The 12,406-nt window shown below is 56.6% G+C and carries 8 protein-coding genes and 1 pseudogene; 4 read left to right on the top strand and 5 right to left on the bottom strand.

The features are described 5' to 3' along the window. Positions 1-78: 78 nt before the first annotated feature. A pseudogene (locus tag ACR0BA_RS05740) lies at positions 79-189 on the top strand (integrase); the annotation flags it as partial. Between the two features lie 135 nt (positions 190-324). Here ACR0BA_RS05740 and ACR0BA_RS05735 read toward each other — a convergent pair. Further along, complete coding sequence (locus tag ACR0BA_RS05735; protein ID WP_480726875.1) at positions 325-1,092, bottom strand: VOC family protein; 768 nt, start codon at positions 1,090-1,092, stop codon at positions 325-327. A 4-nt stretch (positions 1,093-1,096) separates the two neighbouring features. After that, positions 1,097-1,933: a ribosome small subunit-dependent GTPase A gene (rsgA, locus tag ACR0BA_RS05730; RefSeq protein ID WP_480726874.1), complete on the bottom strand. Its 837-nt coding sequence runs from the start codon at positions 1,931-1,933 to the stop codon at positions 1,097-1,099. 1,229 nt (positions 1,934-3,162) lie between these two features. Here rsgA and ACR0BA_RS05725 point away from each other — a divergent pair. After that, on the top strand, positions 3,163-4,695 hold the full coding sequence (locus ACR0BA_RS05725) for a phospholipase D family protein (RefSeq protein ID WP_480726873.1): 1,533 nt from the start codon (positions 3,163-3,165) through the stop codon (positions 4,693-4,695). A gap of 113 nt (positions 4,696-4,808) precedes the next feature. After that, complete coding sequence (locus ACR0BA_RS05720) at positions 4,809-5,885, top strand: PLP-dependent cysteine synthase family protein (protein ID WP_480726871.1); 1,077 nt, start codon at positions 4,809-4,811, stop codon at positions 5,883-5,885. Positions 5,886-6,315: 430 nt separating this feature from the next. Here ACR0BA_RS05720 and ACR0BA_RS05715 read toward each other — a convergent pair whose 3' ends face one another. After that, the gene (locus tag ACR0BA_RS05715) at positions 6,316-7,641 is read right to left on the bottom strand and encodes an HlyD family type I secretion periplasmic adaptor subunit (RefSeq protein WP_480727465.1); all 1,326 of its coding nucleotides are present in this window, start codon (positions 7,639-7,641) and stop codon (positions 6,316-6,318) included. After that, entirely contained in the window at positions 7,638-9,377 is a 1,740-nt protein-coding gene (locus ACR0BA_RS05710) for a type I secretion system permease/ATPase (RefSeq protein WP_480726870.1), read from the bottom strand. The genes ACR0BA_RS05715 and ACR0BA_RS05710 overlap by 4 nt, the downstream gene beginning before the upstream one ends. A 213-nt stretch (positions 9,378-9,590) precedes the next feature. Here ACR0BA_RS05710 and ACR0BA_RS05705 point away from each other — a divergent pair, with 213 nt between their 5' ends. Further along, on the top strand, positions 9,591-11,150 hold the full coding sequence (locus ACR0BA_RS05705) for a fasciclin domain-containing protein (protein ID WP_480726868.1): 1,560 nt from the start codon (positions 9,591-9,593) through the stop codon (positions 11,148-11,150). 201 nt (positions 11,151-11,351) lie between these two features. On the opposite strand, the gene ACR0BA_RS05700 is transcribed toward ACR0BA_RS05705, so the two are convergent. After that, positions 11,352-12,386, bottom strand: coding sequence for a zinc-binding dehydrogenase (locus ACR0BA_RS05700; protein WP_170368238.1), 1,035 nt, complete (start codon positions 12,384-12,386; stop codon positions 11,352-11,354). Positions 12,387-12,406: the final 20 nt, after the last annotated feature.

Below are 12,406 nucleotides of genomic sequence, written 5' to 3'. Positions count from 1 at the left end.
TGCGTTGAGGTCACAGCCAACGGAAGCAACGCGGTTTGCGACTTCAGAATTCAGGATATCCCTTGAAAGTCGGCTTTCCACGTCTCGACACGGAAGTACGCGAGACTTGTTAGGGACTGGGTGTCTGCCATTGGTCTCAAACCAAGCGGCTACGGTTCACACCCCCTATGCCGGACCAATGCATCAGAGAACTGACATCAGAAACAAGTCGGCGGCTGGATCCCAACCAACGCACTGTCCACTAGCGCGCATAGGCGCTGAGTTCCCGCCCCTGCAGAGCGGAAAATATCCGCTCTGCAGTTCCTGAGAAGAATCTGCGAGTGGCTAGAAGCGGTTTGTCTGCTTGCCGCCGAACGCAAACGGCACTCCGTCCGGATCACATAGGATGGGGATTTGAGCTTGAACGGTTTCGCTCACCTTCAAGGAGGCCGGACCTGCGCCTTTGGTTTCAGCAACACGGATGGGGTCGGGGACTGAAGTAACTTTAAGGCAAGGGACCCAAGATGCGTTTGAGGCGGTTGCCCAAGTCGCCGCATGCTGGATTGCAACAAGACGGCCCCGAGGCCCGAGGAGAGTGGCGCAATCCTGGTCCTTATCGGGAGACACCTGCCATCCGAAGAGTTCGATGTAGAACGCTTGCGGAAAGTCATCACCGTTGCCGATATACACTTCAGGGCCAAACTGCCGTCTCGGCACGGGGAAACTGTGCCGAGACAGCGAAATCCCCACCAACGCGCCGAGCGGATCGCGAACGAGTGCGTTGCGCCCGACGCCCGGCACCTCGAATGGCTCCCGAACGATTTTGCCTCCGAGCGTGTCGACGCGCTTGGCCGCCAGGTCCACGTCGGGGACCTCGATGTAGGCGACCCAGCCCTTCGCTTGCTCCGGAGGCGTCTCGATTAACCCCGCGCCCGCTTCGTCACCGGAGAGGGCGAGGACGAAATCCTGCTCGCCGCCACCCCATGCAAAATCCGATGCCCGCTCGACTTCATAAGTCCAGTCGGCGACGTGCTGGTAGAATGCCATTGAACGCGCCCTGTCCGGTGTGAACAGGTCATGCCATACGATTTGACCGGCTTTCGACTGTGTCATCGCCTTACTTCCTGATATATTTGAGTTTTTTGACTCCGCGGACCATCTTCCCGAACGCCTTGTCGCGCGACCTGCGTTCCGCAAGACTCGCCGAGTTAAACGCATCTTCGGCCATGAGCTTGCGCCATCTGCGAAGCCGATCGCCATCAAGAACACCCTCATCGATAGCCTTCAAAACAGCGCATTCCGGCTCAGAATCGTGCTGACAGTTCTTGAATCGACACTGTGCGGCCAACTCCTGAATGTCGGCAAAAAGATCATTGATGCCTTCCGCTGCGTCGGTGAGCTGCAGTTCCCGCATGCCCGGAGTGTCCAGGACCAGACAGCCATTGGGCATCGCATGAAGCTCGCGCCGCGTTGTCGTATGCCGCCCCTTTGCGTCGTCCTCTCGAATGGTTTGGGTTTCAATGGACTGGCTCTCGAGCAGCGCATTGGCCAACGTCGACTTCCCGACACCAGATGAGCCGAGAAACGCCACCGTCTTGCCGGGCTTGCACCAGGGAAGCAGTTTTGTCCGTGGCGCATCTCCGCGGGCGTCAAGGGCGACCACATCGATCATGTCCGATACCGCGCGAGCCGCGTCGACATAGTTCTGCGGGTCTGTCACGAGGTCGGTCTTTGTGACGACGATGACGGGTGTCATCCGTGCCTCAAAAGCCAGAGCTGCATAGCGTTCGAGCCGGGCCACCTTGAAGTCCTGATTGCAAGACGTGACGATAAAGGCCGTATCAATGTTCGCCGCGATCAGTTGTTCCTGCCGGTCGGTTCCGGGCGCGCGCCGCTTGATGAGGCTTGTGCGCTCAAGAACCCGACTGGAGCGCGGACGTGTGGAGTCCAGCATCAGCCAGTCTCCGACAGTTGCGTCGGCTCCCGGCGGAAGTACCGTATCTATGCCGTCACCGACGACATGCAGCCCATTGCGATGCACTTCGACAACGCGAACGGGAGGTGTCGCCGACAAGTCCTCTACGCTGATCTGTTGGGCGAAAAACGGTTGCCATCCCAATGCCTGAAGAGGGCTGGGATTGGCGTGCGATCCGGCGTCGCTTGCGCGAAGCGGAAGGAAGTCGGAGTAATCCCTTGTCATAGGGTGTTCACTTTCATGTCTCTGGCCCAGGTCAGATTTGGGCGCTGATGGTAGGAAAGAGTGCGCACATCAAAACACTCCGTCGGCAACAAAGCGACGGCGGTGCTTCAGATTTTGAATATGCTCCGGGAGGCGCGCTGCCTCCCTTCCTTACCGGGACATAAAATCTCCATTTCCGATTAAGTGCACATAGGAAGACCGCGGGCAGAACACAACAGTTGACCGGTGATTTGGCGCACTTCGTCACTTCTCTGTAGCAACCGTTCAACACGAAGAAGAGTGTGTGAGCTTTACCCGCGTAGCAGCCTTTTGTGCTAGAAACAGCAGTTGACGGCACCGGGTCAAAATTTCCCCAAGGTCCTCCTTGGGCCGTTATCACACACCCCAACAAGCTGAATATTAGGCGGCTTCGTCCGCAATGCGCCTGTTGAATTGGACTATAAGCGACTGCTCCGAGCCATAAACTGACACTCGGTATCGAGTACGCTAAGCTGGATCGTGCGAGGCACACATACATTCAGAAACCGCACCTTTGGGAGGACGGATGTATGATCATGCGAATTTTTTAGGTGACGACGCGGTCAGGTAAAGAAGACGAGTTTTGCCGCTTTTTTCGCGACACTGCGATCCCGTTGATGAAAAGCACCCTTGGAATCGTGCACCTTTTTTCGGGGCGCGCCGAGAGGGTGGTCTTGACCCCTGAAACTGGTCCGAACCGAGTACGAGATTTTGGGTACATTTCTGGCAACAAGGGAGTCTGGCGATGCCGAGGAAACGATTCAGCGACGAACAGATTGTCTTTCGATTGTGGACAGGGCGCTTCGTCAGCCGAAAAAATTTTCAGTCGTGACCGGCTGGCTGGCTTTGAGCCGCAATTCCTCTGGAACGACACTACTTCAGGAAACCTCCCCACCTTTCCCGGAACATACTTGCATTCTTGCCTCTTGGCGTAGTCACCTATGTGTGACGAGCGGAGGAAATCGATGAAGCCTTGGACAATCATGTTTTGTGCGTTCTGCACATTCGCTCTTGTCGCTTGTGCCCCAAAAGTTCGTACATATGAGAAAACCAATTCGGTTTCATTTTCGGCAAGGACAAACAGCACACTTGGGCAGGCGGCGACACGGCTTGGGGACCCCAAAGACGGCCGGTCCGGTGTCAAATTGATCAGCGACGGTGAACAAGCCTTGGTGTCACGGCTTCTACTCGCTGCAGCGGCTGAACAATCGATCGACGCTCAATACTACCTTTTGCATAATGACCCGACAGGTCACCTCTTTGCGGCCAGCCTTTTGCAGGCGGCGGATCGAGGCGTGCGCGTTCGCTTGCTGTTGGATGACATGGACACATCCGGATACGACGCGATGACAGCCGCTTTGGACTACCACGAGAATATTGAAATCCGTCTGTTCAATCCTTTCTGGCGCAATCAAAGCCTGATCGTTGCCGGGCTCACGGATTTCAAGCGGATCAATCGCAGAATGCACAACAAGTCGATGACCGCAGACAATGTGTTCACAATTGTCGGTGGCCGGAATATCGGCGCCGAGTACTTCCTCGCGCGGGAGGAAATGAACTATGCGGATCTGGATGTTCTGGCAGCCGGTCCTGTCGTAAATGAAGTTTCGCAAAGCTTTGACGAATACTGGAACAGTGAGTTCGCGGTTCCGGCCCGCGTGGTCGTCGGGCAACCTGAAGATTTTTCGCTTGGCCAAGCGCGAAGCAGACTGAATGAGCTCGTGGAGGCGGCAAAGCACACCCAGTACGGCGAAGCTCTCAGAAAATCCGCAAGAGAGAATTTTGCAGACGGCACGCTTTCCTTGGATTGGGTGCCCGCAAAACTCTACGCCGATCCGCCTTCCAAAGCCGCAGGGCTTGATAACTCAGATCCAATTCTTGCGTCGCAACTGCTGCCGTATTTCGAAGGTGCTGACAGGGAGGTCAATATCGTTTCGGCCTACTTCGTGCCACGCAACAACGGCGTGAAGTGGATGACCGAACTGGAAAACCGAGGTGTCGAAGTCAAAGTCGTAACCAACTCGCTTGCTTCAAACGACGTAGCACCAGTCTATGCGCACTACGCCAAGAAACGCCGGGCGTTGCTGCGTGGTGGGGTCGAGCTTTATGAACTGCGGCCTGACGCTTATCAGGTCCAACGTCGTGGAATAAACTGGGCTCAATCTCGGTCGGGTCTTCATTCCAAAGCGTTCGCTGTCGATGACAGATATCTGTTTGTCGGTTCGTTCAATTGGGACCCTCGTTCAGTCAACAAAAACACAGAAATGGGCATTCTCATCGACTCTCCGGCGTTGACCGCACAAACCATGGGTGCTTTGGACGATGCGCTTCCAGCATATACATATCATGTGACGCTGGAGAGTGCTGGCCAACTCAAATGGAGAACCCGGGGCGAGAACGGAGAAATCCTTGAATATGACTCAGAGCCAACGGGTTCGGCTTGGGATCATATCGTAGCTGGATTTTTCAGTATTTTGCCAATCGGCTCTCAGCTTTAGTAGCGTGGGAGAAGGTCCGTTCCTCTACTGTGCTGTTGACGTTCTATCAATTGCATCGCGCTTGTGGCAGTCTTCTTCGCATTTGAAGAAAAGTGGATAAGCAGGAGGGGCACATGGAAATTCGAACCACATCCGGGCGCGGCCGTTTATATGACAGCGTCCTGGACACGGTCGGCAACACGCCGTGCATTCGCATCAACAAAATCGCGCCGGCCAACGTGACGGTCTACGTCAAGTTTGAAGCCTTCAACCCCGCGGGTTCGGTCAAGGACCGCCTTGCGCTGAACATCATCGAAGCGGGCGAAAGGGAAGGTCGGCTGAAACCCGGGCAAACGGTCGTCGAGGCTACCTCGGGAAATACCGGGATAGGTCTTGCGATGGTATGTGCCGCAAAGGGTTATCCGCTTGTGGTCACTATGGCTGACAGCTTCTCGGTGGAACGCCGCCGGTTGATGCGGTTTCTTGGGGCCAAGGTTGTGCTGACGCCTCGTGCGCTCAAGGGTTTTGGGATGTACTCCAAGGCCAAGGAGTTGGCCGAGGCAAATGGCTGGTTTCTCGCCAGCCAATTCGAGACAAGCGCCAACGCCGACATCCACGAGGCCACGACAGCGAGGGAAATACTCAGTGATTTCGAAGGAGAGCGGCTTGACTACTGGATCACCGGTTATGGAACAGGCGGTACCGTTTCGGGCGTGTCGCGCGTGCTCAAGCGCGATCGCCCTGACACCAAGATCATCCTGACCGAGCCTGCAAACGCTGCGATTGTCGGGTCTGGCTACGTGAACACCCGCAATGAGGCCCATCAGCCTACTGAGAGCCATCCGGCTTTCGAGCCGCATCCCATTCAGGGTTGGACGCCCGACTTCATCCCGTATGTGCTTCAGGAAGCCCTGGACAATGCTTATTATGATGAACTGCTTCCCGTCGCCGGAGCGGACGGTATCAACTGGTCCAGGCGTCTGGCAGCAGAGGAGGGGATCTTCACCGGAATCTCAGGGGGATCCACATTTGCCATCGCAATGGAAGTGGCCAAAAGCGCCCCGGACGGATCGGTGATGCTGGTGATGCTGCCCGACACAGGCGAGCGGTATCTTTCGACACCGCTCTTTGACGGGATTGCCGAAGATATGACGGATGAGGAACGAGCGATTTCCATGTCGACACCAACGGCGCAAATGCCGACTGAGTGAGTCCGGTCTCGTCGCTCATCGATCCGGGTATTAGATCGTTCGATCTGTAGCGTTGATGCCGTCTGAAAGTCTGCGGACAGCGTGGTTGCCGCAATGCGTGGCCAGACGGTCAAACGATCCAGTTGGTTGCGATTCAGAAGTTGAGCGGACTTCAACCGATGGCCGCCGAGTTTCCTGTGTCAAGGCCGCGCCTGTGCGGTCGAATGCTGACCTGAAGCGTCTAGCCAATCGTTGACCAACGATGTTGCACCGTCAACTGAACGGCGTTTGGGCGCCCTTCCGCAACGCAAAGTCAGCCTTTGGTTTGTTTAAGCGAGAGGTGCACAAGGTTCGTTGGAGCCAGCCGGAGCGCACGGGTTTCCCGCGCAGGGCCAGAAAGACCTATGTGAACCGCTCGTGGCTTGATTTGACGGCGACACGGGGCCCACACTCAAGTCTCACGAAATGCTTTCGCAAAGTAGTCGCTGAACGGTTTGATAAGGTAGGCAATCGGTGTTCTGTCCTGCGTCCGTATGAAGGTTTCGACCGGCATTCCAGGGACCAGAGGTGTTTCCGCGGGCAGTTTTTTCTGCTCTCCGGCATTCAGTGCGATCTCGGCCGTGTAGTAGGTCTGGTTTGTCGAAGCTTCCTCGAACGCATCCGCAGAAACCAGGGTGACCCGTCCTGTCAATTCGGGCGTCTTGCGCTGATCCATGGCCGAAAAGCGCAAAACGACATCTTGTCCGACGAACATCTGGTCAACGTGAATGGGGTCGACGCGGGCACTTATGATCAGCGGACGATCCTGCGGAACGAGGTACAATACCGGTTCAGCCGGTTTCACAACCGCGCCAAGGCTGAAGATGTTCAATCCATGTACGACCCCAGAGACCGGCGCCGTGATTTCAAGGTTGGCGATACGCTCTGCGATATTCGTCGTTTCCTCGCGTAATTCCAGTTCCCGATACCGCAGGTCCCTGAGGCGGGTAATGGCATCTTCGCGGCGTTTGCTTTGCAACTTGAGGATTTGAATCTCGATTTCGGTCTTTCGCCCCTCGGATTCCGCGATACGGGCAGTCAGATCACCCATCGTGCCGCTCAAGCGTGCTTCTTCCCGTTGCAATGACAGAACGCGGGATGCGGGGGCCAAACCGCGTTCAAACAAAGACTCCTGATCCGTCAGTTCCTTTCGGATCAGGTCCAGCTGGGTGGCAAGCGCCAGTTTTTGAGCATCAATCCCGACAATCTGGCTGTCGATCTGACCAACCCTTTTGACTTGCTGATCGATCTCCTGCGCGATGGATTGCTTGCGCGCCACAAACAATCGTTCCTGCCCATAGACCAAGTCCGCGATGTCGATGTCCAAAGATGCGGCTTGCTGAAGTATGGGGTCAAAGCGAATTTCTTCGGTTCCGTCTCTTTCCGCCTCAAGACGACCACGGCGGGCCATGAGTTCGTAAAGCTCTTTTTCGGCGATCGCCAATTTGGTGGCAAGGTCATTGGACGCCAGCTTGATCAGAACATCACCGGCCTCGACCAAGGACCCTTCGTCGACTAGTATCTCGGCGACCACGCCGCCATCAGGGTGTTCCACAACCTGTTGATTTTGATCGACTTCAATTCGACCGCTGGCAACGATTGCCCCGGCAATATTGGTCGTGAAGGACCAATAGCCAAAGCCCCCAAGCAACAGCATCAGGCCCACGAGACCCACGAGCACTGGTCCGCGCGCTGACCAGGAAACAGACGAGTTTACGTCGGACCGCTCCGGTTTCATTTCAGGCCTCCCTGTCTTGCGGTTTTTGCGATTTGTTCGTGGTTGATAACGAGTTTCCGAAGCACGTCTTTTTTGGCGCCGAAGTCCCGGACGGTTCCGTTTTCCAGCATTATCAGCTTGTCGCATTCCTGAATTGCGGCCGGCCGGTGGGCCACGATCAACACGGATTTTCCGTTTGCCTTGAACTCTTCAATTGCGCGATTGACCGCGGCACTGCCTTCGACGTCGAGGTTTGAATTGGGTTCGTCCAGCACGAGCAGAACGGGGTCGCCGTACATGGCGCGGGCAAGGCCGATACGTTGCATCTGACCACCGGACAGCTGCCCTCCGTTCGCCGACACGTTGGTGTCATAGCCATCAGCGAGCCGCAGTATCATCTCATGCGCATCTGCTTTCTTTGCGGCTGCCACGACGGCGGCATCGTCCGGCTCGGGCGCCATTCGGGCAATGTTTTCGGCAATCGTGCCGTCAAACAGCTGAAACCGCTGCGGAAGATAGCCGATGAGGCTGCCAAGTTCGGTCGAGCCGTATTGATCCAGCGCGGCGCCATCCAGCCGGATCGTGCCGCTGTGCGGACGCCATACGCCAGTCAAGGATCTGGCGAGTGTGGACTTCCCCGCGCCGGACGACCCAATCAAGCCGACCGCTTCGCCAGGGTTCACGTTGAACGAAACGGATTTCAGAGCGGCTTGCCGTGAGTTCGGCGGAAAGACGGTCAGGTTTTGAACAACCAACTTGGCTTTGGGTTTCGGCAGTCGCGTATTCACACGTTCGGGCGGCACGGTACCGAGCAGTTCGGCCAGACTGTCCCAGCCCCTTTTTGCGGTCTGAACCAACTGCCATTGCGCCACAAGCTGCTCCATCGGTGCCAGCGCCCGGCCCAGCAATATTGAGCTGGCAATCATTGCGCCTGCTGTCAGTTCCCCCTGAAGCACAAGAAATGCACCAACACCAAGAATGGCCGACTGCAAAAACAACCGGAAAGTCTTTGTTATGTTGGCAAAGCTGCCGCTTACGTCAGCTGAGCGGATCTGCTCCTTCAGCGCTCGGTCGCGCAAGGCCTTCCACCGCGTGAAGGTCGCATCGCGCATACCCATCGCCTCAACGATTTCGGCTTCGTTCCGCAGCTGGTTGGACATTGCTTCGGACGAGGCGACAGCGCGGCTGGCATTCGACATGGGGCGTGCCGAAAAAACTCGGTTCAAGCCGGTCAGTGCCAAGATGACCAAGCCACCCAGCGCAGCGACAGCACCAAGCCAAGGGTGGAATATCCAGATGCCCAAAAGGAAAACGGGTGTCCAAAACACGTCGAAAAAGGCCATTGGAACCGGAGAAGACAAAAGCCTCTGAACAGCCTCGAGATCGCGCAGGCCGGATTCCGTTTGATCGTCCGGAGCGACCGAGGCTTTGCGCTGCACCGCCTCGAATACCCGACGGTCAAGCCGTGCCTGAAAACGTGCCGCGACGCGTCCGAAAATTCTTCCCCGAGCATATTCAAGCAGGCCTAGAATGCCGTACAAGAACGCAACAAGCACCGAGAGAGCGACCAGCGTTTCCACCGATCGGCTGCCCAAAACCCGGTCGTATACTTGCAGCATGTACAATGGCCCGGTGAGCATCAGAAGGTTGGTAAAGCAGCTGAGAACACCGACAAAAACGTACAGCCGCCAGCTTTCCCGACGGACTTCGCGAAGTTCCTGACGCCCCGTTTCAACTACGAATTTGGGTTTTCCCATTGGCCGTCACCTTTGCTCTCAACTGATGATCGATACGCTGATCTGATCCGGTTGGATTTGTTTTTTGGTTTCGGTCTTAGCGGGCGCGGGAACGAGCTACACGGTATCGCCGGGCACATATCGTGATTCAGAAATATTTGATCCGAACGGCCCGTGCGCTCCGTACCAGCGATAAGCCAATCGTTGGCTTGAAAAACTCAGGTGGAGGAAATTATGACGACAATTGCAGGAATTGCCGCAGGAAATCCAAGCTTTAGCATTCTTGTCGCAGCAATAGGTTTTATTGATGACCAGAAGGGGACTGACTACCTCGGTGTCCTCAGTGGAACGGCTGGTGACCCTACTGCGACCTACACGGTTTTTGCCCCGACAAACGCGGCATTCGGGCAGCTCGCAGCTGATCTGGGTTTTGCGGGCGACGTTACTGACACCGTAGCTGTAACCGCATTTCTGACCTCTTTGAATGAAGATCCGGTCGAAACGGCAACGCTGCTTGAGACGATCGTCACCTATCATGTTGCAGCTGGCACCCAAGGGTCGTCCGAGATTGCGTCGGCGGGTTCGGTGACCTCACTTCAGGGCGGAGTGATCGATGCGTCCGAGCTGCCGACACTTGGCGATTTGGAGCCGGACCTCATCAACCCGTCGCTGGTGCAGACAGACATTTTGGCGGACAATGGCGTGGTCCACGTGATTGATCGCGTTCTGCTGCCGATCGATCTGCCAGGCAATGACGCCCCGACGATCACCGAAACCGTTCTTGCGGTAAGCGGTGCATCCGGCTTTGACGAAAACGGGGGTGATTTCGACATTCTTCGAGAAGCCCTGATCGCGGCTGATCTGGCGGGCGCCCTTAATGACCCGAATGCCGACCTGACCGCCTTTGCGCCGACCGATGACGCGTTTATCGCGCTCTCGAACTCGCTGGGATACGAAGGCAGCGATGAGGGCGGAGCGTTTGCATACCTTGTTGACGCACTGCGTTTGCTCAACGGCGGAAACGATCCCATCGAACTGTTGACGACGGTGCTGACATACCATGTCTCGGGTGAAAGCCTGCAGGCCAGCCAAGTTCTTGCGTCTGAGGAAATCGAAACGCTCCAGGGCGGAACGATTGGTGTGGATGCCGAGACCCTTACCCTGGTCGATGCCGATCCGGAAGTTAAGGATCCAAGCCTCATCGCGACCGACATTCAGGCGTCGAACGGTGTGATCCATGTATTGAACGGCGTTCTGCTGCCCGCCGATCTGCTGCAATCTGACGGTTCAGGGGCAGTCGATTTCGTCATCGGAGACGACGGTCGCGAAGTTATCCGCACAGGTCGGGACAATGACCTGATCGATGCCAAAGGCGGCAACGATATCGTTTTCGCAGGAAGTGGTGACGATCTGGTTCTCGCCGGTGACGGTCGGGACAAAGTTTTCGGCGGTAAGGGTGACGACACCCTGAACGGCGAGGGTGGAAACGACATCATCTTCGGCGGCCGTGGAAATGACGAAATTTCTGGCGGTGGCGGAAACGACAAACTCATCGGCGGCTCGGGCTCCGACAGCTTCGTCTTCGAACAAGGCGGCGGTCATGACACTGTGTTCGGCTTTCGCGCAGGTCGCGACAAGATCGACCTCAGCGCATATGGCTTCACAGATTACGAGGAAGTCGAGGATGCGATCAGCGGCCGTTTCTTCAAGACCAAGATCGATTTGGGAGACACGGAAATCTCGTTGTTCGGCGTCCGCGCAAGCAGCCTAGACGAAGGTGATTTCATTCTCTGATAGGCAAGCCCGCCTGGACCGACCAAAACTGTTTGGGCGGGCTTTTCTTGTTGAAATGGCTTCACAATATTTTTCGGGAACAGTGTTTTGGCGTGTGTGTGGCGACAGCCCGGGCAAACGACGTTACTCGCCTTAAATTATTATTTTTAAATACTTTAACTATTTGGGTCCGCGTGCATCCTGCAAGGCACAGGCACCCAATCAAGGTCGAAAACTTGTGATTACGGCGGTGCCGGGCGAGGTCGGGCCACGCATCGCGCGAAGCTCACCGCTGGCATCTTCAAGGCGGACCTCTCGGGCCACCATCGGCTGTATGTCAACGTTACCCCGCTCGATCAGTCCAAGCAGACGCGGGTACTTCCAGGACGGCATGCCCCGGGTGCCAAAAACCGAGAGCTGTTTGGAATATATCGCGCGCATGTTCATGCGCATCCAACCTTCACCCGACGGCATCCCAATCTGTACATGACGGCCCAAGATCGCGAGGCACTCCAGCGAAGCGTTCGTCGTTGTTTCGATGCCCAGAGCTTCGATGGAAACCTGCGCTCCTCCACCGGTGATATCCAGGATCGCGGTCGCCGCATCCTCTTTGGATGCATTGACCGTCGCGTCCGCGCCGTGGAGTTTTGCGTGCTCGAGTTTCTCATCGACCACATCCACCACGACAACCCGGCATCCCAGCATTTTCGCAAGCAAGAGAACGGACAGACCAATTCCACCGGTTCCATGGACGGCAACCCATTCGCCCGCAGCAACATCTGCTCGGTCCGTCAAAGCATGCCATGCGGTGGTGACGCGGCAGCCCAGGCCGGCGGCGAGGGCAGGGGAGAGTGTGTCTGGCAAGTGAACCAAGTTATGGTCAAAGGGCACCGCAACATATTCCGCATAGGCGCCCGGAGCGCCAAATCCGGGAACGATCTGGTTGGCGCAGGTATTCGACACTCCGGTTTGACAGGCATGGCAACTGCCGCACCCTAGGATGAATGGGGCGATGAGGCGATCACCCACTTTGTGTTTCGCATTGGACCCGGCCTCGACCACGGTGCCACAGTATTCGTGCCCCAGGATGGAGCCGTTTTGAACTTTCGGGTGGGCACCGGACCAGCCGTGGTAGTCCGAGCGGCACACGCCGCAGGCGGCGACCTCCAAGACCACTCCGTTGTCGGGGCAGGTTGGGTCCGGGACCGTTTCAATCGAAAGGTCCTCGTTGAACTCTCTGACGACTGCAGCTCGCACTTCGCGCTCCCAAAATGGTT

The sequence above is a fragment of the Ruegeria sp. CI5 genome, assembly GCF_056536885.1.
The sequence above is the reverse complement of the archived record's forward strand: the minus strand, read 5'-3'. Positions and strand labels throughout refer to the sequence as shown.